The organism is Virgibacillus kekensis (assembly GCF_042654125.1).
Taxonomy (GTDB): Bacteria; Bacillota; Bacilli; order Bacillales; family Amphibacillaceae; genus Lentibacillus; species Lentibacillus kekensis.
The window spans coordinates 815673-841389 of record NZ_JBHSFU010000004.1 but is presented as its reverse complement, the minus strand read 5'-3'; the positions used below and the strand labels follow the sequence as shown (position 1 = coordinate 841389).

At 41.9% G+C, this 25717-nt stretch carries 25 protein-coding genes; 18 read left to right on the top strand and 7 right to left on the bottom strand.

Going from position 1 to position 25717, the window contains the following annotated elements:
- Nucleotides 1–129 precede the first annotated feature (129 nt).
- Both ACFO3D_RS08260 and ACFO3D_RS08255 read left to right on the top strand, forming a co-directional pair.
- Nucleotides 130–1797, top strand: coding sequence for an aryl-sulfate sulfotransferase (locus tag ACFO3D_RS08260; RefSeq protein WP_390294683.1), 1668 nt, complete (start codon nt 130–132; stop codon nt 1795–1797).
- Nucleotides 1798–1995: 198 nt separating this feature from the next.
- Nucleotides 1996–2505, top strand: coding sequence for a DoxX family protein (locus ACFO3D_RS08255; RefSeq protein ID WP_390294681.1), 510 nt, complete (start codon nt 1996–1998; stop codon nt 2503–2505).
- 43 nt (nt 2506–2548) lie between these two features.
- Here ACFO3D_RS08255 and ACFO3D_RS08250 read toward each other — a convergent pair whose 3' ends face one another.
- A complete protein-coding gene (locus tag ACFO3D_RS08250; RefSeq protein WP_390294678.1) occupies nt 2549–2926 on the bottom strand; it encodes a PH domain-containing protein in 378 nt (125 codons plus the stop codon).
- Nucleotides 2927–3053: 127 nt separating this feature from the next.
- Here ACFO3D_RS08250 and ACFO3D_RS08245 point away from each other — a divergent pair, with 127 nt between their 5' ends.
- The 6 genes from ACFO3D_RS08245 (at nt 3054) to ACFO3D_RS08220 (ending at nt 9760) form a co-directional block, all read left to right on the top strand.
- Complete coding sequence (locus ACFO3D_RS08245; protein ID WP_390294676.1) at nt 3054–3647, top strand: superoxide dismutase family protein; 594 nt, start codon at nt 3054–3056, stop codon at nt 3645–3647.
- 179 nt (nt 3648–3826) lie between these two features.
- Nucleotides 3827–5020 carry an MFS transporter gene (locus ACFO3D_RS08240; RefSeq protein ID WP_390294674.1) on the top strand — a complete coding sequence of 398 codons (1194 nt, stop codon included), beginning with the start codon at nt 3827–3829 and terminating at the stop codon, nt 5018–5020.
- A gap of 623 nt (nt 5021–5643) precedes the next feature.
- Nucleotides 5644–5865 (top strand): DUF1659 domain-containing protein, encoded by a 222-nt coding sequence (locus tag ACFO3D_RS08235; RefSeq protein ID WP_390294672.1) that lies wholly within the window; start codon nt 5644–5646, stop codon nt 5863–5865.
- Between the two features lie 31 nt (nt 5866–5896).
- Entirely contained in the window at nt 5897–6112 is a 216-nt protein-coding gene (locus ACFO3D_RS08230; protein ID WP_390294670.1) for a DUF2922 domain-containing protein, read from the top strand.
- An 88-nt stretch (nt 6113–6200) separates the two neighbouring features.
- Nucleotides 6201–6335 carry a YvrJ family protein gene (locus ACFO3D_RS08225; protein WP_390294668.1) on the top strand — a complete coding sequence of 45 codons (135 nt, stop codon included), beginning with the start codon at nt 6201–6203 and terminating at the stop codon, nt 6333–6335.
- Between the two features lie 260 nt (nt 6336–6595).
- Nucleotides 6596–9760, top strand: a complete 3165-nt coding sequence (locus ACFO3D_RS08220) for an SNF2 helicase associated domain-containing protein (protein WP_390294665.1) — start codon at nt 6596–6598, stop codon at nt 9758–9760.
- Between the two features lie 159 nt (nt 9761–9919).
- Here the strand turns inward: ACFO3D_RS08220 and ACFO3D_RS08215 are convergent, their stop codons facing one another.
- The 3 genes from ACFO3D_RS08215 to ACFO3D_RS08205 form a co-directional block, all read right to left on the bottom strand.
- On the bottom strand, nt 9920–11002 hold the full coding sequence (locus tag ACFO3D_RS08215; protein ID WP_390294663.1) for a helix-turn-helix domain-containing protein: 1083 nt from the start codon (nt 11000–11002) through the stop codon (nt 9920–9922).
- A gap of 871 nt (nt 11003–11873) precedes the next feature.
- On the bottom strand, nt 11874–13166 hold the full coding sequence (locus ACFO3D_RS08210) for a hypothetical protein (protein ID WP_390294661.1): 1293 nt from the start codon (nt 13164–13166) through the stop codon (nt 11874–11876).
- Between the two features lie 24 nt (nt 13167–13190).
- Complete coding sequence (locus tag ACFO3D_RS08205) at nt 13191–13979, bottom strand: serine hydrolase (protein ID WP_390294659.1); 789 nt, start codon at nt 13977–13979, stop codon at nt 13191–13193.
- 251 nt (nt 13980–14230) lie between these two features.
- On the opposite strand from ACFO3D_RS08205, the gene ACFO3D_RS08200 reads away from it, so the two are divergent.
- From ACFO3D_RS08200 to ACFO3D_RS08175, 6 genes are read left to right on the top strand one after another with little or no spacing between them, the layout of a single operon-like run.
- Nucleotides 14231–15271 carry an NAD(P)H-dependent flavin oxidoreductase gene (locus ACFO3D_RS08200; RefSeq protein ID WP_390294656.1) on the top strand — a complete coding sequence of 347 codons (1041 nt, stop codon included), beginning with the start codon at nt 14231–14233 and terminating at the stop codon, nt 15269–15271.
- A gap of 48 nt (nt 15272–15319) precedes the next feature.
- Nucleotides 15320–16663: an MATE family efflux transporter gene (locus ACFO3D_RS08195; protein WP_390294654.1), complete on the top strand. Its 1344-nt coding sequence runs from the start codon at nt 15320–15322 to the stop codon at nt 16661–16663.
- A gap of 22 nt (nt 16664–16685) precedes the next feature.
- Nucleotides 16686–17099 (top strand): hypothetical protein, encoded by a 414-nt coding sequence (locus tag ACFO3D_RS08190; RefSeq protein ID WP_390294652.1) that lies wholly within the window; start codon nt 16686–16688, stop codon nt 17097–17099.
- A gap of 2 nt (nt 17100–17101) precedes the next feature.
- Complete coding sequence (locus ACFO3D_RS08185) at nt 17102–17716, top strand: lysozyme family protein (RefSeq protein ID WP_390294650.1); 615 nt, start codon at nt 17102–17104, stop codon at nt 17714–17716.
- Between the two features lie 46 nt (nt 17717–17762).
- The gene (locus tag ACFO3D_RS08180) at nt 17763–18140 is read left to right on the top strand and encodes a RidA family protein (RefSeq protein ID WP_390294648.1); all 378 of its coding nucleotides are present in this window, start codon (nt 17763–17765) and stop codon (nt 18138–18140) included.
- 35 nt (nt 18141–18175) lie between these two features.
- Nucleotides 18176–19345, top strand: a complete 1170-nt coding sequence (locus ACFO3D_RS08175) for an iron-containing alcohol dehydrogenase (protein WP_390294646.1) — start codon at nt 18176–18178, stop codon at nt 19343–19345.
- Nucleotides 19346–19406: 61 nt separating this feature from the next.
- On the opposite strand, the gene ACFO3D_RS08170 is transcribed toward ACFO3D_RS08175, so the two are convergent.
- Complete coding sequence (locus ACFO3D_RS08170; protein ID WP_390294644.1) at nt 19407–19652, bottom strand: YuzB family protein; 246 nt, start codon at nt 19650–19652, stop codon at nt 19407–19409.
- 182 nt (nt 19653–19834) lie between these two features.
- A complete protein-coding gene (locus ACFO3D_RS08165) occupies nt 19835–21034 on the bottom strand; it encodes an MFS transporter (RefSeq protein ID WP_390294642.1) in 1200 nt (399 codons plus the stop codon).
- A gap of 250 nt (nt 21035–21284) precedes the next feature.
- Between ACFO3D_RS08165 and ACFO3D_RS08160 the strand changes: the two genes are divergently transcribed.
- Nucleotides 21285–22184, top strand: a complete 900-nt coding sequence (locus tag ACFO3D_RS08160; RefSeq protein WP_390294640.1) for a DUF1002 domain-containing protein — start codon at nt 21285–21287, stop codon at nt 22182–22184.
- Between the two features lie 602 nt (nt 22185–22786).
- On the top strand, nt 22787–23581 hold the full coding sequence (locus ACFO3D_RS08155; protein WP_390294638.1) for a LysM peptidoglycan-binding and 3D domain-containing protein: 795 nt from the start codon (nt 22787–22789) through the stop codon (nt 23579–23581).
- Between the two features lie 143 nt (nt 23582–23724).
- Here ACFO3D_RS08155 and ACFO3D_RS08150 read toward each other — a convergent pair whose 3' ends face one another.
- Nucleotides 23725–23862 (bottom strand): hypothetical protein, encoded by a 138-nt coding sequence (locus ACFO3D_RS08150; RefSeq protein WP_390294636.1) that lies wholly within the window; start codon nt 23860–23862, stop codon nt 23725–23727.
- Nucleotides 23863–23995: 133 nt separating this feature from the next.
- Here ACFO3D_RS08150 and ACFO3D_RS08145 point away from each other — a divergent pair, with 133 nt between their 5' ends.
- Both ACFO3D_RS08145 and ACFO3D_RS08140 read left to right on the top strand, forming a co-directional pair.
- Nucleotides 23996–24397, top strand: coding sequence for a hypothetical protein (locus tag ACFO3D_RS08145; RefSeq protein ID WP_390294634.1), 402 nt, complete (start codon nt 23996–23998; stop codon nt 24395–24397).
- Between the two features lie 93 nt (nt 24398–24490).
- A complete protein-coding gene (locus tag ACFO3D_RS08140; protein WP_390294632.1) occupies nt 24491–25681 on the top strand; it encodes a glycine C-acetyltransferase in 1191 nt (396 codons plus the stop codon).
- Nucleotides 25682–25717 lie beyond the last annotated feature (36 nt).

The window sequence follows — 25717 nt, the reverse complement described above, 5'->3', positions numbered from 1 at the left end:
ATAAGGTTTTCAGTTATACAGTAACTGAAGAGTATCGGTAGCATATGGAATTTTCTAATTCTCCAAGTGAGTTTTTACCAAATTTGTGGAAATAAAATATATACTGATATTTTAGGAAGGAGGAAAAGTATGAAAAAAACCCTATTAGTATTTGCAATCGTTTCAATCTTTGTGATTGCTTTTTTCTGGATTACCGAATACTTCAACTTTGACGATTCATCCCAATCTCCTGCTGCAAATGGTGAACCTGTTTCATTCAAATCTGATGGAGAGATTGAGCAGCTGACCACATATGATAAGCAACGAATTAATGAGCAGAGAAAAATTGACCAGCAGCTGAAAGAAACGTATCAGGCAGGCACATTTACGTTAAAGAATCCCTTTGTGACACCGGACCCATACGAGGTAGCACCGTTGACAGCGCTGATGATGTTTAAAACTGACCAGCCAGCCAAAATCATCGTAACGGTAGAAGGAAATGATCAGTACGGTGATATTTCACATACATACGAAAAGTACAGCAAAGAGCATACAATCCCTATTCTTGGTCTGTATCCTGATAGTGAAAATACAGTAACGATTGAAGCAACAACCAAAGGCGGAGAAACAACCGAGCAACCGGTCACAATCACTACCGAGCCGCTGCCGGATGATTTTCTTACCAATGAAGTGGTGGAGGCGAGACCTGAAAAAATGGAGAACGGTTTAACGTTTGTCATTCCAAGTACACGTTATGCCTATGCAGTGGATTATAATGGTGATGTCCGCTGGTACTCCACGCTCTGGAATTCCCATGTCTTTCAGCGTCTGGACAACGGGAATCTATTATATCTGACAAAAGAGAAGGGACAGAAGCAATACAACGAGCTACTGGAAATGGATATGCTGGGTAAAGTCTATGATTCATATATTGTTAATTTGGAGGATTATCCTGATACAAATGTAATTCACCATGATGCGATCGAACTGCCGAGTGGAAATATATTGGCTACCGTTCATGATATGGAAGCACCTTATATTGAAGATGAGATGATTGAAATCGACCGTGAGACAGGGAAAACGCTCCGCGACTTCAATTACCGTGATATTTTTCCTGAAGATTTTTATCAGGAGTATGACGGTCCGGGGGAAGATGATGGTGATTGGTTTCACCAGAACGCAATTTGGTATGACAACAGAGATGATACCATTCTTGTTTCCAGCCGACACCAAGACCTTGTTATGAAGCAAACCTATCCGGAGGGTGAGATAAAATGGATCCTGGCAGCCCAGGAAAAATGGCCGGACTCGTATGAGAGATACCTGCTCGAACCAATCGAGGAAGATTTCAAATTCCCAGGTGGCCCTCATTCGATAATGACAATGCCGGATATGGATAATAACAAAAACACGTATGACTATCTTCTTTTCGATAACAATGTTGTTATTACACGGGGCGATGATCCGCTTAGTGAGGACTTCAGCCGGATGGTTCAGTACCGGGTCAATCCGGAGAAAATGACGGTTAAGGAAGTATGGTCCTATGGAGAAGAGCGGGGTGAGGCAATGTTCTCAAGTATCGTGGGAGATGCCAACTACCATAAAGATACGGGCAATCGAATGCTAACTTCGGGATATATCAAGGTGGATGACGGACGAAACAGCCGAATTATTGAAACAACTGGTGAGCAGCAGGCGGAAGTCGTCTATGAACTTGTGGTGTCAGGATTCAAGTCCGATAGCCACCGTCAGGCATACCGTGCGTTCCGTCTGCCATTACACCCGGAAAAAGAATGGAATTTTAAGCTAATAGAATAGTAAGGAGCACCTATTGTGGTGTTCCTTTTTTCAACGATAAGCATGTCACAAATTTGCCTAATCTTTGTTGCTAAATTGTGAAATAGTGAACAAACTTATTGTCCAAAAACGAAAAAATGGTATGATTAATTTGTAACAAAGAACGACCTACAATATATATTGTGAAATACTGAACATAATTTAAAAGGAGATGGGAAAATGTTTTTAAATTTTATCCGCAATAATAAAGCAGTAGCCGGGGTGTTGGCACTCTTAAGAATATATATCGGTTATCAATGGGTGACTGGAGGATTTGGGAAAATAACCGGCGGAGGATTTGATGCCAGTGGGTTTATCCAAGGTGCTATTGCCAGCTCCACTGGAGACCATCCAGCAGTTCAGGGCTGGTGGGCGACGTTCCTGGAAACAGTCGCACTACCAAATGCCGAGTTGTTCAGCATTATGGTTATGTGGGGAGAATTGCTGGTAGGTATTGCCCTTATTCTTGGGATTTTCACTAACTTTGCAGCCCTAATGGGAATCACCATGAACTTTGCTTTTCTGTTTAGTGGAACTGTCAGCACCAACGGACAAATGATCTTGATTACACTATTTATACTGGTTGCTGGTTATAATGCAGGCAAATTTGGACTCGATCGATGGGTAGTACCTTTCCTAAGAGCACACACACCAAAACAGAAGCGTGAAAACAAAGTCGTTACCGCATAGCGAAAGAAGAGCTGGTCCCCAAGTCGGGGGCCAGCTTTCGTATTTATCCTGTTACATATTCGGCAAGTACACTTTGTACTTTATATATGTTCAACTGCTTATTGAATGTTTTCTGGATAGGTGCATCCGATCCAGAGATCCATACTTTCAGTTCGGCATCAAGGTCGAAAGTGCCAGCAGTTTCAACAGCAAAGTGGGTAATGTTTTTGTAGGGAATCGAGTGGTATTCAATTTTTTTGCCGGTCATCCCCTGTTTGTCCACCAGAATTAATCGCTTGTTCGTAAATACAAATAAATCCCGTATCAGTTTGTAGGCATGTTCCACTCTTTCAGCACCGCTTAGGAGCTCTGTAAGTTCTTTTTCCACATCTTTAATATCCACCTCAGAGGCATTTCCCATCATTCCATCAAAAAGTCCCATTAGGTAGCCCTCCCGAATCGTTTTTTTCAGTATATCAAAAAATACTACTATTTATGTTTAAGTTTTCCAATAAGAAGCAGAATAAGGCTTGAAAATTTATCCACTTTCCAGAAGGGAGTAGAAGAATATGAAAAAATGGATTACGTTGGGTATACTTGCCACTTTCTTTACCATAGCCGGATGTGGTGGTGAGGATGAGGAAATGGAAGAGACCAAAATATATGAAACGGAACCAAGTGTGGAAACGGTCAGCAGTGTTGAAGATAGTCCTAACAAAATTGACGTGACCCTATATAATCGCGATAAAGAAAAAATAGGTACTGCCACAATCCGTCAGGTACATGGTGGGACAAATATAACCCTGGATGCCTCTAATCTGGCGCCTGGAACGCATGGATTCCATATCCACGAAACCGGCGTATGTGAAGCTCCTACGTTTGAATCAGCCGGATCACACTTTAACCCGACAAATGCCAAGCACGGGTTTGAGCATCCGGAAGGGCCGCATGCAGGTGATCTGCCCAACATTGATGTAAATGAGGATGGTACAGTACGAGCACAGACTACTGCCGATATGGTTACATTAATTAAGGGCAAGAAAAATTCCCTGCTTGATGAGGACGGCAGTGCATTTGTCATTCATTCCAAGCCTGATGATTATGAGTCGCAACCATCTGGTGATGCTGGTGAGCGAATTGCGTGTGGTGTTATAAAAGAATAGCAATATACAGAAGATAGCCCGGGTTGTACCCGGGTTTTTCGTTGGCCGAAAAGTGTCCTGGTTAATTCCTTCTGTTACCTTCAGCAGTTTTAAGGTGAATACCGTCAATATACCTGTTTTAAAACTAGGCCCATTCCTGTATAATATATTTCGATTAACGAAGGAAAGGACCTGTCAATATGGCTTCAGAATCACAATCACACGCATCACCAACTTCAAATAAAATTTGGACTCGGGATTTTTTGCTTATTTGCATGGCTAATTTCTTTATTTTTCTCGGGTTTCAGATGACACTTCCTACCCTGCCATTGTTTGTAAAAGAACTTGGCGGAACCGACAAGATGATTGGGATTATTGTTGGTATTTTTACGTTTTCTGCATTGGTACTCCGCCCCTATGCTGGACATGCTCTGGAATCTAAAGGGCGACGTTTTGTATATATGATTGGTCTTGCTGTCTTTGTTCTTTCAGTAGGCTCGTATGCTTTTGCAGCGGGGATGGTTTTCCTGCTGGTAATGCGGGTAGTTCAGGGTGTCGGATGGGGGTTGTCGACCACAGCTACAGGCACCATAGCAACTGACCTTATTCCACCAAACCGTCGAGGCGAGGGAATGGGCTACTTTGGGTTGTCTGGAAATCTTGCGCTGGCATTCGGCCCATCACTTGGACTCACACTGGTAGGCTATATATCCTTTACGCAGTTATTCCTGATCTGTGCTTCGCTCGGTCTGGTTGCGTTTCTCCTGTCGTCGCGGATACGGTATAAAAAAGTGGAAAAGCTTGCTGAAAATACAGCAACCATAAAATTTGATATCTTTGAAAAAACCGCTATTCAGCCTTCATTGCTTCTGTTTTTCGTGACAGTGACCTTTGGTGGGATCACTTCGTTTTTGCCGTTGTATGCAGAGCAAAAAGATATAGGGGGTATCGAATCGTATTTTCTGGTATTTGCCATTTTCCTAATGGTTTCCCGGACGTTTGCTGGCAAAATTTATGACAGGCAGGGGCATTTGTATGTGTTTCTGCCCGGCACTATTCTGATATTCGGGGCAATGCTCCTGTTATCCTGGCTGCCAAGTACATTGATTATGTTAGTTGCGGCTGGTTTGTATGGGCTAGGGTTCGGTTCCGTTCAGCCTGCACTTCAGGCATGGGCAGTCGATAAGGCTCCAAATAACCGTAAAGGAATGGCCAATGCCACCTTTTTCTCGTTCTTTGATTTGGGTGTAGGTATAGGTGCCATGGCATTTGGTCAACTTGCATTTATGTTCGGATATCCTGTGATTTATCAGATTGCAGCAGGATCGGTAATGGTAGCGATAATGCTTTACCTATATTTACTCGTAAGGACCAATAAAGCTTCAGCTAATTGAATAGCCTGACCTTTAGTGACCGTCTTCAGCCGAAGACGGTTTTTAATTATGCCCTCTTTTAGTATTTTGCTAGTCGGCAGCGGGTATTACTCCTACAGCACTTATCGAAAGTCCGTTTTCTAAAAATTGTTGTTTTTGACACAAAAACTGTAAACTGCGAAGTAGTGAATTTAGGAATTGTTAGATAACCGCTTCAGCAATACACTTCGCTTCCTTGGACTCACCACGAGCCTCCTCGTTCGCAAAAATCGCTCACTGTGGGGTCTCTTAGGCTCGTTTTTCCACAGGAGTCTACGCGTATTGCTTACGCTTGTTGTCACTAAATTCTATATAAATCTCCTTCACTAACTTGGCGTTGATTGGAGCGGAGGGCAGTCGACTCCTGCGGGAAAAGCAACAGCTGAAAATCCCGCAGGAAGTGGTTTTCTTCCGAGGAAGTTGAAGCGTTGCCCGCGGAAAGCGACTGCACGAAGCGAAAATCGACATAGCTAGCTATGTCGCAGTTTATATTAGCTTCGAAGTTGATAGAGCAACATGATTTGAGGAAAAGCCTATAGAATAAAATATAAAATGCCTCCTCTTCCTCATGAAATCCGATTATAGGAATGAAGGAGGTGATTCGCATGGCAGTAGCCCAAATGGTAGCATCTCAGCTTACGCTAATTTTAAACGATGGGGACGACATCATGACCGGAAAAACAATCTATAAGTCTAAAAGCTTCAATAACGTGAAACCGACTGCAACGCCTGATCAGGTATTTGCAATCGCAATTGCAGTAGCAGGATTGCAGTCTCGTCCGCTTTATAACATACAGCGGAAAGACAGCACCGAAATCAGTCAGTAGCAGGGCGTAACTAAAGGAAAGGAGGATGAACATGAAAAAGCTGGAGCTTAAGTTTTTGAATGCTGACGGGAAGCTTGTTACTTATTCATTGGAGCAGCCTGTAGAGCCGGTTGATCCGGCAACTGTAAAGAGTGCGATGAACACTATCATTGCACAGAATGCTTTTACGTCATCAGGCGGTGACCTTGTGTCGGTTAAAAGTGCCCGTGTGGTGGAACGTAATGTAGTGGACATCGATTTGGTGTAAGGTAACGGTAGGAAACACGTAATTTAACTGTTCTGAAGGCCAGTGGCATTTGCCCTGGCCTTTTTCACAAAAATAGGAGGTGGAATTAGTGGAAACATGGATGTCCTTTGTGACAGAAGTTGGCTTTCCGATTGTGGTGACATTTTATTTGCTTCACCGGATCGAAGGAAAACTTAACGTACTAATTGAGTCCATATATGCGCTGCCAGAGAAAATGAAATAAACTTCATGATATCCTGATAAATGTCCTTCATGCGGATTGTGAAGGGCATTTTACAAGATGTTCAGCAGGAAAAGTCCATAATCTCCACGAATGGCAATTTGCCGGTAACTACTATTCCCATTGCCCGGGTATCCGCATTTCACCTGTATGTATAATCTTACCAAAAATCTCCTATCCTAGTAATGGTATATGGTTCAAAAATTAGCGTGTGTACTATACAATAATAGACAAAGAGATGTTAGAAAGTAGGGCACTATGTTTTGAAAAGTTTTCGCGATATTAACATAAAAAGAATGTTTCCAACCGTTGTCTACAGGCGTGGCCTCGACTATTACAATAATGATCAGGTAAGTGATTTACTGTACGATATCAATTATCAGGTTTGGACAGCAACCGTTCATGGCACGGAAAATTATTTTGTGGAAATAAATACCGCAGATTTCACAAAAGGATCGGTAGATGCGTATTGTGACTGCCCAGCATTCCATACATACGGGTCATGCAAGCACATTGCTGCTGTTATGATTGCGATTGCAGCGAAGGACTCGGGTAATCCTGCCAGAAGAATTGTTGATGACTATAAAACCGCAGATAGATTAATTGATTCGCTTGCATCACTAAGAGATTACCAGCCAACATCAGAAGTGATGTCCCAAAAAGCACCACTGCATGTGGAATATTATTGCAAGTGGACATATGATCATAATCTGCTTCTGGAGATGAAAGTGGGAGAGAAACGCTGTTTTGTCGTCAAGAATGCAAACGACTTTCTGGATGACGTGATGGCGGGAAACGAGCATCCGTTTACCAAGACATTCACGTATAATCCCGAAACTCATTACCTTTTACAACAGGATTTGGAAATCTTTGAGCTGCTTCATTCTATTATACGAAATGAAAAAATTTATGTGGACAGAGGAATTTATCATTATCAGGATTCACCCGAGCGCTCGGTTGTTATCCCACCGCTTCTTGCCAAACAGTTGCTCAAACTGTTAAGCGAGCGGGATTTCACCGTGGAAACCAGAGATAAGAGTTTTCAGCATATCGAAGTTGTCGAGGATGAATTGCCGTTTCGTTTTGACCTTGCAAAAAATGAACGGGGCGACCTGGTTCTTTCCATGGAGGATTTGGATGGTGTTACCTATTTCAAGCTATATCATTTATTGTTCTCGAACGGTAAGTTTTATTTTCCGGCAAAAGAACAAATCCCTGTAATTGAGCAGATTACCCAGACAGGAATGAAGAATCACCGCCTTCCGATCACTAAGAATAAAGCTGACACGTTTATTTCAGAAGTCCTTCCATCCCTGAAAAAAGTAGGCGATGTAAAAATATCAGAAAATGTCGCCTCAGAAATTATTCAGGTTCCACTGCGAGCTAAACTGTTTCTAGAGATTCAGGCAGACTGGATTACCGGTAAACTGGAGTACCACTACGGAGAGCATCAGATTGATCCGTTCAATGGGCGTAAACAGGATGACGTAATCATCATCCGGGACGTGGAAAAAGAACAGCAGATCATGAGTCTGATTGAGCATTCGAATTTCCATTATAACGGTAAAGAACTATACATTGATGCGGATGAAGACACTCTATATGAATTTCTGTATGACATGCTTCCATTGCTCGATAAGTATGTTGAACTGTTCCTGACATCTGAACTCAAGAATTTAATTATTGAGAATGAACCATCAGCAAGTACAAGTGTCAAATTGGAATCATCGTCCAATCTGTTGGAAATCGGCTTCAACATCGAAGGGATTAATGATTCGGAAGTAAACGATATTCTCAATGCAGTTATGGAAAAGAAACGCTACTACCGAATGCAGAGCGGTGCATTGCTATCATTGGAGGGTGAAGAATTCTCCTCCATGAAACAGCTATTTAATGATCTGGATATTGATAAGAAAGACCTCCAGGACGGAAATATCCGGATGCCCGTTTACCGCGGGGCGCAAGTGGATGAACTGGTGGACATGAAGAAGAATTATGATCCCGCATTCCGTAAGCTTCTCCACCGGTTGAAGTCACCGGAAGAGCAAGTTTATCCTTTACCGGAAAACCTTAATGCCGATCTGCGGAACTATCAAAAGACAGGGTATCAGTGGTTCAAGTCATTAAGTGACTATCATCTTGGTGGAATTCTTGCCGATGATATGGGACTCGGTAAAACACTGCAGAGTATAGCGTACCTGCTGTCCGAACCCGGCGAAAACCCACATCTGATTGTTGCACCATCTTCAGTGCTCTATAACTGGAAGAACGAATTTGAAAAGTTCGCTCCGGACCTAAAGGTTGCTGTTATGACCGGCACCCCGCAGGAACGAGCAAAAATGATTGAAGAGTATAGTTTCATGGATGTGTGGATCACATCATATGCAACATTGCGGCAGGATATTGGAAGTTACCGGGAAAGAACATTTCAGACACTTATTCTGGATGAGTCTCAATATATTAAAAATTACGCGACGAAAACTTCACGGGCAATCCGTGAGCTGCGGGCGGGCCGAAAATTTGCTCTAAGTGGTACGCCGATTGAAAACTCAATTGATGAATTATGGGCGATTTTTCAGGTAGTCCTGCCTGGATTACTACCGAATCAGCGCAATTTCAAACAGCTTTCCAATGAAAAAATCGCCCAGATGACGAAACCTTTTATTCTCCGGCGCCTTAAGAAGGATGTTCTAAAAGAATTGCCGGATAAGATAGAATCTGTTCATGTTTCCGAGCTCACGAAGGATCAAAAAGAACTGTATCTTGGTTATCTGCGCAGACTTCAGCAGGAGACAGCCCAATCTATGCAGGAAGGCGGCTTCAATCAGAACCGAATGAAAATTCTTGCTGGCCTGACAAGGCTCCGTCAGATCTGCTGTCACCCAGCGTTGTTCGTGGAAAATTATCAGGGTCAGTCCGGTAAACTCGAGCAACTGATGGACACTGTCCGAACAGCTATCCAAAATGGAAAACGCATGCTGATATTTTCACAGTTTACCAGTATGCATGAAATCATCATGGGTAAACTCGAGCAGGAAGGAATTGAATACTTCTATCTCCATGGTCAGACGGCATCGCAGGAGCGCGTGAAAATCAGCGAGCGATTTAACAACGGAGAGAAAAGCGTATTCCTTATTTCTCTGAAAGCAGGAGGAACAGGTCTAAACCTTACAGGTGCAGACACGGTTGTACTGTATGACTTATGGTGGAACCCGGCAGTTGAAGACCAGGCGACAGGACGCGCCCACCGGTTCGGGCAAAAAAATGTCGTCCAGGTTATCCGTCTGATCACCGAAGGCACCATCGAAGAGAAAATCTACGACCTTCAGCAAAAAAAGCGTGAACTTATTGATCAGGTTATCCAGCCAGGCGAGACCATGCTGTCAAGCCTTAGCGAAGAAGATGTACGCGAACTACTGAGTATATAACGAAGGCCATCCCTCTGTATATTGGAATAGGCACATTGCGACCGCAAAATGAGCAGCCAAATTCATCCATGTGCAAATGAAAAAATCATGATAATTTTTAAAGACAGACCTCAAAAAGGGTTCAGTGAAAATCACTGAACCCTTTTTGCTTGTTAATAGTTATTTACTCTTACCAAGCAAACCCGTAAAAATTTTACCTAACGAGTCATTCTTCAGAAATGGGGCAAGCTGGGTAAGCATTCCCGGGTCCCTTTGTTCCAGATCGGCTTTCATGATCATTTCTTCCAGCTTATCAGAACTGATGAACGGTGCGATTTGGGAAATCTCCCTGTTGGATACATCCTCAAGTATTGCTTTTTCCATCAGCTCATCAAGAACAGCCTGACTGGCAAATGGTGCGAGCATAACTATTGAATTAAAGTTGACTTGGTCTTCTGAAGCTCGTTTGATCAGTGTATCGGTATAGTCGCCCAGAAACGGTGCGATCTGCACGATCTTTTCTAAATCAGGATCTTCCTTAAGTGATTCCTCAACCAGGCGAATCAGCTGTTCTTTGCTTACAAATGGTGCGAGCATAGAGAACTCAGTCCAACTGATGTCTTCAGGTTTCATTTGAGCCACCAAATCATCCACTTTATTTCCGAGAAACGGCGCAACTTCCACTAGTTGCTTCATGTCCGGGTGGCCATCAACAGTCTTATCAACAAATCCGATCAGTGTTTCGTGACCTAAAAATGGTGCAATCCGTGTAACGGTTTCCCAGCTGGCAGCTGCATCATCGATTCTATTAACCAGATCTTCAAGCTGTTCCTCACCAATGAAAGGAGCCAGTTGGACAATATGATCCATGCTAAAATTATTGCTGCTGATGCGCTCTGTAACCTTTCCAAGCGCACTGGCTTTCATTAGTGGTGCGATTGCTACCACACTCTCGAGGTCTGTATCGCTGTTATTCACAAGGTCTGATGCTTCCTCTGGTTTATCCTCATGGACTTTCGTAATAAAAGTACCCACATTATGTGAAGTTGTTTTTTGGCCTCCATTCAGTAGCGTGTCAATTGATGTATCAAAAAGTGTTGCCATCTCGATTAGAATACCGGTATCAGGCAGCGAATCCCCGCGTTCCCATTTTGATACTGCCTGGTGGCTGACATTCAGCTTTTCGGCCAATTGTACCTGCGTCATGTCTCGGTCTTTCCGAAGCTTGGAAATGTATGATCCAACCAATCGTGTGTTTAACAATAAAATCACTCCTAAAGTTTGAATTAACAGCTGTTGGAAAAAGAATAGCACAGCATCACCGGCAAACCTATCAACTGTTGGTTGAATCCTTCGATTTGGGGTTCTACGAATGGTTGAATAGGACGATTTTTTTATTTACCGCTTATATAATATTGAGTTATCATCCTTTGCAAATATTCATATTATGATAAAAGGCCTTTAAAAGTAGTGAAGGAGATGGGGATATTCAGATACTTAAAGGTGTTTTTAAGTTTTTCATCTCAAATTTGGCTGTAATTTTAACCATTATGCTGTTGCCTGTTTTTCTAATAACAGACTCAGTAACTTTTTTTGAAAACATTATGAACTATCTTTTTGATAATAAAAAGTCTTAACAAAGAAGGCCTAAACTTTTCTTTGCAGAGATCAAATTTGATTTAAAGCGCGAAGTTATAAGCGAAATAATTCTAAGCGGACACAGAATACCCTATTTCCACTAAAAGCATGGTTTTACTTTTTTTGCGGCCATACGAGTCCTTAATTACTATGAATTAATCAAAACAAGCTATCATTTAGCTCAATAAGTGCTCTGGTGTCCGCAAAACTCTAAATGGTTCCTGTATTTCTACAAATAGAGTCTTCTGTGTCCGCTAAACAGCTTAACCGGACAGGTGGCCGATATTTTTATGTGAAAAAAGAATTTTTCCTTCATCTGAAGCTAGTCGAATAAATAAAATAGTGCCTTGTTACCCGGAGTGTTAGATACGGCAGTTACTGCGCAGTTTATATTTTATATGAAGACCCACTAACATAAAAATCGAACTATCAATAAGATAGTTCGATTTTTATGTTCCTTATACACTTTTATCCCAGCCTCTTTCGCTCTTCGGCCTTATTGATTAAGCTGAAACAATTTCCGTGGCCGACCTTTTAAATATGGCTTCTCTTCACCGACTATTTTAATCACATTTCCAGCAAGCAGTTTTTTTACTGTCCGTTCAGCACTCCGCTTGGTTACCCGGTAGTAATCTGCTATGTCGTTTGAGGAAAACGGCTCGTTATTTCTGATTTCGATAAAATCAATGAAATTGTACGAGAGTTCATTGTTAAGTTTTGCCTTGTGAATCAGGGAGCGGTAAAGTTCGGAAGTGTTAAACTCCTTTTCAACACCAAGTGGCCCTATTGTATCCCCGCGTTCATTAACGATATAACACGTTCCCTCGGAAGCCTGGCCGCATGCATCCAAGGCATTCTTGGCATTATCCTCTGCTTGTTTTGCTGTCAGACCCAGTCCAAACCCGATATCGACCGATGTCTCAATTGCTCGTTCAATCTCCTTCAGTAATGGAAAGTCCCGGTAATGATTGGTTAAATGATTCAGAATGCCACGTGTGCCAAAAATGGCGAATTGGCCTTTTCCGTTAAACAGTACGGAGGCATACGTTTTCTGCGAATATTTCAGCAAAATCTGATGCAATTTGAGATGAAGGTTCTGTACGTGATAATCACCTTTCTGAGAGGCTATCTTCTCATAGTCTTTAATTTGAATGTAGCCGGCTACAATCTGGGCGCTGATTGACTGGTTCAGTGTTGCGATAGATTTTGCTTCATCGATAGCACGTTCCAGATTAAGCTGCGGTATTTTCATGCAGCTGGTTGGTATATCCTTTTCCTTGAGAATATCCTTCACTTCCTGAATGGAGGTCAGCGCATAATCAATTTTCCCTTCATTCCATAGGTTTTCGTGGAAGCTGGCAATACGTTCAATGTCAACTGTGTCATCGTCCCCATAACTGTAGGAGTATATTTGATTGTCCGATAGTTTAATCTCCTGAAGAACTTCATCCACATGTCTGCTGTCAAGCACATCAATCGAGAGCCTGTCCAGAGCCTGGTTGTGGTAGTTTTTAACATGGTAGAATGAAGTAAGGATCATATATTGGTCAAAGGCAACCTGGACTGCAGGCAATTTCTTTTTCTCAATCTTTTCTTTTGCATAAAGGTACGGAATAGCCCCGGCAAACAGATAAATATCACACATGAAGGCCTTTTCCAACAGATCCAATGTTTCTTTCGTTTCCGTGTAGATGAACGGGTAAACCTCAATATCTTCCTGGTCTTTTACATAGTTCTCCATGCTTTCAATAATTTCTTTCCTGCCAATTACGGCAACTTTAATTTTCACAGTGGTTCCCCCTTGATTTTATATTCAACTCGTTATGTATTCGAAAAGCATTTTGCCAATTTCAGCAATATGTCGCGAGCCAACCCCATTATTTTCCCAGCCATCCGTTAGTATTGCGGCTTCTATTCGTCTATTTCGATACTTGATTATAGCCGCGTCGTGCTCCACTCCTGACAGTTCTCCTGATTTACTGTACATATGGAGATCAGTGTCTGAAGGAAGGTAAGTACCAAGCTTGTGACTGAGTTGCTGGTTGGACATTATGCGGAGTATTGACTTTCTGCTCTGTTGATCCAAAAAGTCATTTTCAAAAGTAATCGTTTGCAGAAATAGTTGTATATCCCGGGCGGTTGTTCTATTTTCATACCCCATATTCTGGGCATGAAAATCCATGAATCGCCGTTGTAGCCGGGTATCCATACAGTTTAGTTGTTCCGCTAAGTGATTTGCCTGTTCTATGCCGATTTTATCCAGTATAATATTGGCTGCTGTATTATCTGAGACGATGATCATTAGTTCAAGCAGGTTAATATAGCTATAGATATTTGAATTGGTCATCTGGTTGATAACCCCGGCACCGCCAACCTTCATATGTTCATCGATATAAACAAGCTCGTTCGGATCCAGAATACCTATTTCAATCTGGCGGAATGCTTCAATCAATAAAGGTATTTTAATCAGACTGGCTGCCTTTTTTGGCTGGTCGGCATTGATGACGATTCGTTCATCTCCGGCCGCTATAGCGATAGAAAACTTATCTGGATATGGTTCGATAAGCCTTCGAATATTGTATTCCAACTGAGATATTTTCACATTAGTTTCCACCTTAATGTATTCATTCTATTTAACGATACATTTAGCGACACCATTCGTTAATCTCTCTTATCGTATGGAATTTTCTTAATATTGTCAAGAAGGAAAATGAGGAAAGTTAATAAAAATATAATTCCAATTTATACCACTAACTATTTCGGTTAAAAAATGTATCGATCTCTTAGGTGCGAAACAGCAGATTTACCCTCCTTGAAAATGGTATACTTTAGAAAAGTATGGGAGGTTCTATGATGAGTCAATTGCTTAAACTGTTGGATATTAAGTATCCAATTATTCAAGCCGGCATGGCGGGAGGGATAACAACGCCCGGATTGGTTGCAGCAACTGCTGAAGCAGGCGGCCTCGGCACAATTGGCGCGGGGTATATGGACGCCGCTGCTTTACGAAATGACATCATAGAAACACGTGACTTAACCGACCGGCCGTTCGCTGTAAATCTGTTTGCTGCCGATTTGAACGCATCTTCCAGTAATGTACAAGAGATGCAAAAATTCCTTAATAAATATAGAAAAGAACTCGGGTTACAGCTTGGAAGTTATACTGTCAAAGCTTACGATTACCTTGAGGAGAAAGTGTCCGTTATCCTTGAGGAAAAGATATCCATTGTCAGCACGGCGTTTGGTGTTTTGCCTGCAAAAATTATCGGTCAGCTGAAAAGCGGGAAAGTTGTATTGATAGGAATGGCAACCAGCCTGGACGAAGCGCTCCAGCTTGAAGAAGCAGGTTACGATGTTATTGTCGCTCAAGGGTCAGAGGCTGGCGGTCATCGGGGTACATTTGATGTTAAAAAATATCCGGATGGATGCAACATTGGTCTTCATGTGTTAGTGGAGGAATTACTTGAAAACACGAGACTGCCTATTATTGCAGCAGGGGGAATTTATTCAAAAAAACAGGCGGATGCACTGATGGCAATGGGGGCTTCAGGTGTCCAAATTGGGACACGTTTTTTGCTGGCAAGAGAAGCAGGCACAAACCAGGCTTATCGGGAAGCGCTTCTCCGTGCCCGCGGGGAAGATACCAAATTGACCAAAGTATTTTCAGGCCGTCCGGCACGCGCTATCCGGAACAGATTTATTGATGAGGTAGATGCGAGCAGATTGGAAACATTGCCATTCCCAGTCCAGAATCAGATGACAAAGGATATCCGGGCTGCCGGGAAAGAAAAGGTCAATGCTGATTTTCTCTCGCTATGGGCAGGTCAGGGAGTCGGTTCACTTAACAAGGAAGAGACCGCGGAAGAAATTGTCCGCTCATTTGCCGAGGGATAATTATTCAATATTCCCGTGTATAGGAAAAATGGGAAAGGCTGAACGTTTATGAAGAAACAGCATGATTTCACAGAAGGTAATATTTTAAAACATCTAATTATATTCTCAGGACCTATTATGCTGACAAATCTGCTGCAGACGTCATATCAGTTTGCTGACAGCCTGTGGGTGGGTAATCTTCTTGGTGCACAGGCACTTGGTGCAGTCGCGGTATCAAGTACGATTATTTTCACTGTCCTGTCATTCGTAATTGGGCTGAATAACGCGGCACTTACCATTTTGTCACAGCAGAAAGGCCAGGATAATGACGAGGGATTGAAAAATTACCTGAATGCGTTCGTGGTAATCCTAACCATTCTCTCTTTTACACTTGGAGCTATTGGTTTTTTTATGGCAGAACAGCTGCTGCGTCTGCTTAATACCCCGGCATCAATGCTGGAGGAGGCAACCACATATCTGCAGGTGAACTTCCTCGGAATCTTGTTCCTATTTGGCTATAATTTTATCAGTACAGTTTTACGAGCACTCGGTGACAGCAAAACTCCGCTTCGTTTTGTGGTGACTGCGGTTCTTTTGAATATTATTTTTGATCCACTGTTTATAGCTGGGTTTGATATGGGGATCAGCGGTGCAGCATATGCGACGATAGTTGCCCAGGGCAGTGCATTTCTTTATGGGCTGATTCTTGTCCTCTACCGTAAATTGGCACCCTTTACGATTCCCAAACTCCCATCCCGTCGAGCAGTCGGGCTTATCCTTAATCTAGGAATTCCTGCCGGCCTGCAAATGGCTGTTATTTCAGCTGGTTCTGCAGCAATCATGAGTGTTGTAACCGGGTTTGGTGGAGCTGTAGTGGCAGGGTACGGCGCTGCTCAGCGACTGGACAGTATTTTGATGTTGCCGGCACATGCCTTAGGAACAGCAGTTAACAGTATGGCCGGACAGAATATCGGTGTCAGGGACTGGCCGCGCGTAAAACGAATCGCCAAATACGGGGTGCTTTACAACTTCTCCATTATGCTGGTTGTTGGAATTATTGTTGTGTCATTTGCGGAATACGGAATTGACCTGTTTATTGATGATACCAATGCAATTGAATTTGGTACTACCTATTTACAGATCATTGCACTATGCTATCCATTTCTCGGGATTAATTTTATTCTGAACGGAATTGTCCGGGCGTCCGGGGCAATGTACCAGGTTCTTGTCCTGAATATCATTTCTTTTTGGGTGCTTCGTTTTCCATTGACTGCCTTATTTTCCGAATGGTTTGGACAGACAGGTATCGCCATTGGTATGGGAGCGAGCTTTATCATAAGCAGCTTCATCGCCTTCTTATACTACCGATTCGGTAAATGGAGGGAGAAAGAGCTATTTGCCAGAGCGAAGTAAACTTCATGTCGGGGAGAAATCTATGAGACTAGTAAAATTAACTGCTGTTGGTTTAATAGCCGGTTTAATCCTTGGTGGGCTGCTAAAAATGGCTGAACAGCTTACCGGTAAAAAAGTATACACCCTCCTCATGAATGTGGATTATATTCCAGTCATACGCAAGTGGAACATGACCGGTGCGCAGGAATTCATGCTTCATCTCGTGGTAGCGGTCTTGCTGGTATTTACGCTGTATATTCTTTTAAAAAAATACTACCATCCGCTTACATTATATATTTCTATCAATTTAATTGTCGGGGGACTCCTTTACCTTACAACAGTATTATCAGCCCGGACACCGGAACTGACAGATATGGAGGCCTTCAGCTACTGGATGCTGGGTCACTTTATTTACGGGTTGTCAGTCGGAATTATGGTAAGGAAGATAGAGGGATAACAATGAAACGTAAGACAAAACAATCAATAAAGCAAACGGCATCCGTTATGTTGGTGCTTTGTGGAGTATTTCTATTAATATCGTTTCTGACGATCGAGGGAAAAAGTAGTTCTGTATCACGCGGGCCCGCGGTGAGCAAACAGGTACTGGAATACCGGCCACTGGTGGAAAAGTATGCAGCGGAGTACGGAGTAGCGGCACATGTGGATGTCCTGATGGCTATGATGATGCAGGAGTCAGGCGGACGTGGGAACGACCCGATGCAGTCTTCTGAAAGCTATTGTGGTCAGATTGGCTGTATCGATAATCCGGAGCTCTCGATTAAACAGGGCGTATATTATTTTTCCCTGACATTGGAAGAGGCGAACGGTGATATAAAGCTTGCCATTCAGTCGTATAACTTTGGGAAGGGATTTATAGATTATGTGGAAAAGAATTCGGGAACCTATTCACAACAGGCTGCAATCAATTTCTCGCAAATGATGTATAAAAGCGCGCCCAATCAATCAATCTATACTTGCCTGCGGGAAGGCGCTGAGCAGTATAATGCTTGTTACGGGGATATTTACTATGTCCGCGATGTATTAGAATACCGTGATGTGTTTGCTAAAAAGTAGCATTGACAAATTGGTAAATGATAAGATTTACATGGGAGGGATGATAATGATTAAAGCAATACATACGGAAAATGCCCCTGCGGCAATCGGTCCGTATTCACAGGCAATTCAAGCTGGAGACTTTGTATATGTTTCCGGACAAATCGGGATTGACCCATCTACCAGTGAAGTGGTGGAGGGAATTGAAATGCAGACAAAACAGGTTCTGGAAAACCTGAAAGCAATCCTAACAGAAGCTGGGACTGATTTTTCCCAGGTAGTGAAATTCACGATTTACTTAAACTCGATGGAAGACTTTGCAACGGTTAACGAGATATATGGCGGATACTTGACCGAGCCATACCCTGCAAGGGCTACAGTGGAAGTCAGCCGTCTGCCGAAAGACGTCCTAGTTGAAATGGACGTCATAGTTTATACAAAATAATGGTTATGTCGCGTGCTAACACAGGAGGATTCAATATGGATAATTTCACATTCTATAATCCGGTAAAATTGATTTTTGGAAGAGGACAGATGGACAAGCTTTCGACAGAAGTCTCAGTGTACGGCAAAAAAGTGCTGATCGTATATGGTGGAGGAAGTATTAAGCGAAACGGCGTTTATGACAAAGTAAAAGAAGAGCTGGGGAACATCGATGCAGAAGTATTCGAACTTCCAGGCGTAGAGCCGAATCCGCGTGTATCCACCGTCCGAAAAGGGATTGATATATGCAAGAAAGAAGGCATAGATTTTTTGCTTGCTGTCGGAGGCGGAAGCACCATTGACGCAACCAAAGCAATTGCAACAGGAGCTAAAACAGACGTGGACATTTGGGATATTGTCACCAAAAAAGAACAGGCAAACGATGCGCTGCCATTTGGTACTGTGCTTACACTTGCTGCGACAGGATCTGAAATGAACGCCGGCTCTGTTATCACCAATTGGGATACACATGAAAAGCATGGATGGGGGACCCCTTATACTTTTCCTAAATTTTCAATCCTGGACCCCGCAAATACAATATCAGTACCACGCAACCAGACGATATACGGATGTGTGGATATTATGTCACACGTATTGGAGCATTATTTCCACCAGGCTGAAAACACACCGATGCAGGATCGTTTCTGTGAATCTATCCTGAAAACAGTGATTGAAACTGCTCCAAAACTGCTTAATGATCTGGAAAATTATGAGTACCGTGAAGTAATTATGCTGAGTGGAACCATGGCGCTTAATGGCGTAATCAATATGGGATTCCGCGGTGACTGGGCAACGCATAACCTGGAGCACGCCGTGTCAGCCGTTCATGATATCCCTCATGGTGGCGGACTTGCAATTATTTTCCCGAATTGGATGAAGCACGTGTTGGATGAAAACAATGTAGGTCGTTTTAAACAGCTTGCCGTTCGAGTGTTTGATGTAGAACCAAAAGGTAAAAGTGACCATGACGTTGCAGTTGAAGGTATCGACAAGCTGCGCGAGTTCTGGAACAGCATTGATGCACCGTCCACACTTTCCGATTATGATATCGATGAAAGCACTGTTGAGGAAATGGCAGATAAAACAGTTATTGCCCGCCCTGAATACGGTAACTTTAAAAAGCTGACCCGCCAGGATTCAGTGGAAATCTTCAAAGCAAGCCTTTAAATGCTTTTTCGACAAAAATTTCCCGGGAAATAATATAATTCGTCAAAAAAAGAACTGGCTGTTATTGATAAACAGCCAGTTCTTCTTTGATTGCGGATCTAATTTTATCTAAACATTCTTCCGGAGTGTTTCCGAAAACGCGTTTGTTATTGACTAGTGCATATGGTTTAACCCGGCAGAGCCCACAGAATGAAAGACATTCATTCATCAGTACTGCCACTTCGGGGAATTCCTTTTCGATAATTGCTTCTATATCTATATTAGTGATCGCATTTCCGTCACAAACCTCAACAACGACAATACCCATTGCTATCACTTTCTTTCTAAATTAAAATAAAAGATTGACTCTGTTAGTTTTAGCACATATCCGGATACAAATCAATATTTCTTTCATATTTAAAAGACAGCAGCCATTTTCGGCCACTGTCTTTTTATACGAAAAAGAAAACATCTCACTAATCTTACCTGCATACAGATACTTAGTCATTCCTAAGAAGAAGTTAACGAACGTGATCGTTTTCCTTCATATTCGTGCCGGTACCATGCCCCAAGCATAATTAAACCACTTAGAATTAACAGAGCACTCGTTACAAAGAAAACGGATGAGAATCCAAACGCTCCTGCAAGCATACCGCCTAAAGCAGGCCCGATTATATTTCCAAGGAACCTTAAGCTGGTATTATATCCAAGCACCTCGCCCTGCATGGATAACGGAGCTTCCTGGCGAATATAGGCAATCCGTACAGGGATGATTCCTCCAATGGAAATTCCAAGTAAAAACCTTAATACAACGAGCTGCCAGATATTGGTCACAAATGCTCCTGGGAAATAAACAATCCCTGCCATAAATAATAGGAAAATCAATATTTTTACATACCCGATTCGATCGGCAAGCCGCCCCCATCGCTTAGCCATCAGCAGATTTCCCAGACCAGCTGCCGAGAATGCAATCCCGGAGAAAAAGGCAATGCTTTCCGGTCCGTGGATTTCCTCCACATACAGGGAAAGAATTGGTTGGATGCTGAAATGTGCAATTTGAACAAGCATTGATATAAGCATAACAATTAGCAGAACAGGATTACGAACTACATGCTGCAAGACCTCTTTGGATGAATAAGAACGGCTATTTGTATCGTCCTCATCCCGGTTGATGAGTAATTCCCTGACACCAAACAACACGATTAGACCTGATATGAATATGGTAATGGATACCCACCTGAAAGTTTGGGCATAACCGAACATGTCCGCAAGAATACCGCCAAGCAGCGGGCCCATTAATGCTCCAGTAATACTTCCGGTTTGAAGTGTTCCCAGAACCTGACCAGCAACATTCTTGGGTGTTTGAGTGGAAATAAGCGCTTGGGACATAGGAATAAATCCTGTGAATATCCCCATAAATAAGCGCAATAAAAAAAGCTCCCATACTGTGCTGGCGAACCCCATCAGGAATACCGATAATCCCAATCCACTTGCAGAGATAATCAGTATTTTTTTCCTGCCATATTTATCACCAATCCGACCCCAGATGGGTGAGAAAATAAACGCGGTTACAAAGGTGATTCCAAATATCCAACCAGACCAAGTTTGAACATATGAGTCCGAAAAACTGCCGAATTCTTCTATAAATAAAGAAATAAATGGAAGAACCATTGTTATACTTCCTGCAACGAAGAAGTTCGCAAACCACATGATGATTAAATTTCGTTTTATATTAGGATTTTGTTCAGAAATGACAAATCCCTTCTTTCTTTTACTTTGTTTCGATAATCTAAATATATAGTAACTCGAAGTAATTTAAAACATTTATGCTTATCATATTTGTTCCCTGGAGTTTCATAATAAAACAAACGGTTATTGTAATATTATCCGAAACAAATTATTATAATGGAACGTATATTATAATGAAAGACAAGCCTTAAGATAAAGGGGAAAATAACTTATGAAACGTTTTGGTGCAATAAGTATAGCTGTTTTAACGATTGTTGTTCTTATAGTAGGGATGGCGGCACCAGTATCCGCAACCGGCAATAATACAGAAACACAATTGCCTGCCCCTATTGTTGTATATGGAGAGACTTTGTCACAGTCACAAAAAGAGGAAGTAAGCAGTCTCCTGAAGGTTAATACTCATGAACAAATCAAAGAATACACCGTAACCGGGGAGGACCTTGCGGAGTATATTAATGGTGATCCAAATTCGGGGATGTATTCATCCGCCAAGATAATTCCTCAACAAAAGGGTAAAGGACTCACCATCGATATCGTCACCCCGGCAAACATCACTCAAGTTTCGAGTGAGATGTATGCTAATGCATTATTGACCGCAGGTGTGGAAAATGCCAAGGTCTTCGTGGCATCACCGGTAAAGGTGACCGGGCATTCAGCATTAAGTGGTATTTATAAAGCATACGATGCTGAAGGCAAGCAGCTTGATAAAGAACGGATGATTCTCGCTAATGATGAACTTGACGTTGCAACTGACCTGGCTGGCAAAGAAGGATTAAGCCAAGAGGAAGTCAGCCGTTTGCTTACAGAAATCAAAAAGGCAATTGCCGAACAGAACCCGGCCACTAAAGAAGAAGTTGAACAAATTGTTAAAGAACAGCTTAATGCACTTGGAATCTCACTAAGCGAGTCTGATCGTCAGATGCTGATCGACCTATTTAACCGGATGCGCAATCTCAATATAGATTTCAATCAGGTGCAGAGTCAGCTTGAGGATATCGCAGCAAAAGTTGAAGATAAACTTGGTGAAATTGTAAATGACGAAGGATTCTGGAATAAGGTTCAGGACTTCATCAATAACCTATTGAATCTCCTGAAAGGTTTATTTAGTTGATCAGTCCAAATCGTTAGTGGTTGAGTGTTCTAGGAGGAAATCAAAAATTGCATAAAAGTTAGAGGCATAAATCGAAAGTCGATTAGTGCCTCTTTTTTTATTTGATTTCTGGTGAGTTTGCGTTCACTTGGGCAACCATTTCTCCTAAGGGCAGATAGCGAAACCACAATCCACTTGCTAATTTGTCGGCGCTCATTTTGATAATCAAGGTCAAAAATGCTTGGTAATAACGAGCCCTTTCCTTGATATTTATACGGCTATATTAATATCCAATTTACCATCTTGTATAATTCCACTAGACAAAATGTGTCTAAATACAAAAAAGGAAGTCCATAAAAATCTATTGGGCTTTCTTTTTTTATAAGTTTACTAGAATTCATACCTGCAAAATTATGGGATTCATGTGAAAAATAGGCTGAAAATCACTTGAAAGACGGCTTTTTTGTAAAAAAATCGGTCTTTTGTCATAAATCTATTATAATTGTAATATTTCAATGCTAGTTTGGTAATCCTTGTAATAGAGTCTTAAAATTCTCGTAACTGCATTGCCTATAGCCCTATGATACTATAAGCAATGTCAGAAATTTAAGGAGGGACTACCTATGAAGAAACTATTAGCTTCATTCGTAACAGGTGTCATTATCGCTGGCGCATCTTTAACCACTGCTTCTGCAGCAGAATACAATGTCCAAGAAGGGGATAACCTTTGGGACATAGCTAAGGAATACGACACAACTGTTGATGCTTTGGTTCGAATTAACGACCTGAAGAACACGTTGATTCATCCAAAACAGAAACTACTTATAAATGAAAAATATAAAGTTGAACAGGGCGATACATTGATTGAAATCAGTAACAAGTACAATGTACCCGTCAAGGCTCTGAAGAAATGGAACAACCTCATGTCCGACCTGATCGTTACTGGACAGGAACTGGATATAAGAGGTGCAAACATTCAACAGGATAACAGTGCTACAGTAACTACTCTTTCAACTGAGAGTTCATCTAATGTAAATACATCGAATGAAAACTCATCAAGTGAAGGTTCAGACATAGTAGTACAAACAGATGCTCAGTCAAATAACTCTCAGGAAGACCCTGAAGGAAAAACAGTAACCGTAACAGCAACAGCATACACAGCTGATTGCGCTGGATGCTCAGGCGTCACGTATACAGGTGTAGACCTGAATGCAAATCCGAATGCCAAAGTAATTGCAGTGGATCCGGATGTTATCCCACTTGGATCTAAAGTTTATGTTGAAGGCTACGGCTATGCAACTGCTGCCGATATCGGAAGTGCGATCCAGGGTAACAAGATTGATGTTCATCTTCCAACAAAAGCTGATGCATACTCTTGGGGCGTTCGCTCTGTCGACGTAACCATCATCAGTGAATAATAGAATAGTCAGCGATTAGATAACTCATATAGTAAGGGAAGTTTTAATTTTTAATACCCCTTGCTACTAAAAAGGAAAGCGTCCTTTACTGGACACTTTCCTTTTTTATATGTTATATAAACTTGAATTTTTAAAAAAAAATGTTATGAGTTGACAATTAGTGTGCCGTTCTGCTGTTCTTTTTCTACTACGTCTTTTGAGTCGTCTGCAGCCTGGTTATATCCGACGACACCGAATCCCAGAATCAGTACAAGAAACATTGCTATCAGCATCTTTTTCATAGTTTTCCCCCACTTTGCTTTCTAATCTATTACTTATTATAGTAGAATAGTGTTGATTCTACCATAGGTTTTTGTGACAACGTTACAGGTAATTCTTACAAAATTGTCATCTTATATCGAAAGTGGGGAGCGAATGATGAAGCGAAAGTGGTTTAATGCACAGTCACTTGTTTTAACAGCAACAATCCTGTATATTTTTTCCTTATTTATGCCGTGGATTGATTTACCGTTTCGCGCAAGTGCAAATGGACTTTCCCAACAAGGTTATCTCGTTCTGTTCCTATTTGTGATACCACTTTATTTTATTTTAAATGAAAAAAGCTCCCGATTCTTCAGTGTTGCGAGCTCTGTGGCTGCAGTCGCTTTCCTTATTTATTATGCTGGAGAAGCGAATCGTACTTATCAGGGTGAAGTAGTATCGCAAACAGGAGGGGGTCTTTATCTATCCATATTTTCTGCAGTTTTGCTCGTTTTCGCTGTATTCCTTAATAATATAGAAAGAAAACGGTATGGAACAAATGGAAGTGTAAAATAATACATGTGATATGTTAAACTGAAGTTATCAAAATGCGCTTTTATTGTTGAAGAAAGATAATTAAGCGCTTACATAATGAGGAGGAAACTGTAAATGACAAGTAAAGTACTGCATTCTTTTTTGGAAAAAAACATCGATGATTTGAAAGAACGCGGACTGTACAATGAAATCGACCCGGTTCAAGGAGCAAATGGACCGGTAATAGAAATCAATGATAAGAAGCTTATCAACCTTTCATCGAATAACTATTTAGGACTTGCTACAGATAACCGACTGAAGGAAGTTGCCAAGAAAGCTGTGGAGTCACACGGAGTTGGGGCAGGGGCCGTTCGGACGATCAATGGTACATTGGATCTGCATATTGAACTGGAGAAAAAACTTGCCGAGTTTAAGGGAACAGAGGCAGTTATTTCCTATCAATCAGGCTTCAACTGTAACATGGCTGCCATCTCTGCAGTTATGGATAAAAACGATGCTATTTTGTCTGATGAACTCAACCATGCTTCTATTATTGACGGTTGCCGTCTCTCCAAAGCCAAGATTATCCGTGTGAACCATTCAGATATGGATGACTTACGCAATAAGGCAAAAGAAGCGGTTGAATCTGGAAAGTATAATAAGGTAATGGTTATAACAGATGGTGTATTCTCGATGGATGGAGATATTGCGAAACTTCCAGAAATCGTAGAGATAGCCGAAGAATTTGACCTGATTACTTATGTTGATGATGCACATGGGTCAGGTGTTCTTGGAAAAGGTGCTGGAACGGTAAAACACTTCGGTCTGCAGGATAAAGTGGATTTCCAAATGGGTACCCTCTCCAAAGCAATCGGAGTAATCGGTGGATATGTGGCTGGTAAAGCAGAGCTGATTGATTGGCTGAAAGTGCGTTCCCGCCCATTCCTATTCTCTACTGCAGTTTCACCGGCAGACGCGGCAGCAAGCACTAAAGCTGTAGAGTTACTGATGGAGTCAACCGACCTTAATGAAAGGCTTTGGGAGAACAGTAATTATTTAAAAGAAGGCTTGAAGAATCTCGGGTTTGATATCGGGGACAGCGAAACACCAATCACACCTTGTGTAATAGGTGATGAAAAGGATACACAGAAATTCAGTAAGCGTCTTTATGAAGAAGGCGTTTATGCGAAATCTATCGTATTCCCTACTGTACCACGAGGAACGGGTCGGGTCCGCAACATGCCTACCGCCGCTCATACAAAAGAAATGCTCGACGATGCACTGAAAATATATGAAAAAGTAGGTAAAGAAATGGGTCTCATCTAATATAGATGAGACTTTTACCTGAATGAATTGAGGGGG

Coding starts and splice junctions, on each gene's coding strand:
- ACFO3D_RS08260 (WP_390294683.1), top strand. CDS start 130: ATGAAAAAAACCCTATTAGTATTTGCAATCGTTTCAATCTTTGTGATT.
- ACFO3D_RS08255 (WP_390294681.1), top strand. CDS start 1,996: ATGTTTTTAAATTTTATCCGCAATAATAAAGCAGTAGCCGGGGTGTTG.
- ACFO3D_RS08250 (WP_390294678.1), bottom strand. CDS start 2,926: ATGGGACTTTTTGATGGAATGATGGGAAATGCCTCTGAGGTGGATATT.
- ACFO3D_RS08245 (WP_390294676.1), top strand. CDS start 3,054: ATGAAAAAATGGATTACGTTGGGTATACTTGCCACTTTCTTTACCATA.
- ACFO3D_RS08240 (WP_390294674.1), top strand. CDS start 3,827: ATGGCTTCAGAATCACAATCACACGCATCACCAACTTCAAATAAAATT.
- ACFO3D_RS08235 (WP_390294672.1), top strand. CDS start 5,644: ATGGCAGTAGCCCAAATGGTAGCATCTCAGCTTACGCTAATTTTAAAC.
- ACFO3D_RS08230 (WP_390294670.1), top strand. CDS start 5,897: ATGAAAAAGCTGGAGCTTAAGTTTTTGAATGCTGACGGGAAGCTTGTT.
- ACFO3D_RS08200 (WP_390294656.1), top strand. CDS start 14,231: ATGAGTCAATTGCTTAAACTGTTGGATATTAAGTATCCAATTATTCAA.
- ACFO3D_RS08195 (WP_390294654.1), top strand. CDS start 15,320: ATGAAGAAACAGCATGATTTCACAGAAGGTAATATTTTAAAACATCTA.
- ACFO3D_RS08190 (WP_390294652.1), top strand. CDS start 16,686: ATGAGACTAGTAAAATTAACTGCTGTTGGTTTAATAGCCGGTTTAATC.
- ACFO3D_RS08185 (WP_390294650.1), top strand. CDS start 17,102: ATGAAACGTAAGACAAAACAATCAATAAAGCAAACGGCATCCGTTATG.
- ACFO3D_RS08180 (WP_390294648.1), top strand. CDS start 17,763: ATGATTAAAGCAATACATACGGAAAATGCCCCTGCGGCAATCGGTCCG.
- ACFO3D_RS08175 (WP_390294646.1), top strand. CDS start 18,176: ATGGATAATTTCACATTCTATAATCCGGTAAAATTGATTTTTGGAAGA.
- ACFO3D_RS08170 (WP_390294644.1), bottom strand. CDS start 19,652: ATGGGTATTGTCGTTGTTGAGGTTTGTGACGGAAATGCGATCACTAAT.
- ACFO3D_RS08165 (WP_390294642.1), bottom strand. CDS start 21,034: ATGTGGTTTGCGAACTTCTTCGTTGCAGGAAGTATAACAATGGTTCTT.
- ACFO3D_RS08160 (WP_390294640.1), top strand. CDS start 21,285: ATGAAACGTTTTGGTGCAATAAGTATAGCTGTTTTAACGATTGTTGTT.
- ACFO3D_RS08155 (WP_390294638.1), top strand. CDS start 22,787: ATGAAGAAACTATTAGCTTCATTCGTAACAGGTGTCATTATCGCTGGC.
- ACFO3D_RS08150 (WP_390294636.1), bottom strand. CDS start 23,862: ATGAAAAAGATGCTGATAGCAATGTTTCTTGTACTGATTCTGGGATTC.
- ACFO3D_RS08145 (WP_390294634.1), top strand. CDS start 23,996: ATGATGAAGCGAAAGTGGTTTAATGCACAGTCACTTGTTTTAACAGCA.
- ACFO3D_RS08140 (WP_390294632.1), top strand. CDS start 24,491: ATGACAAGTAAAGTACTGCATTCTTTTTTGGAAAAAAACATCGATGAT.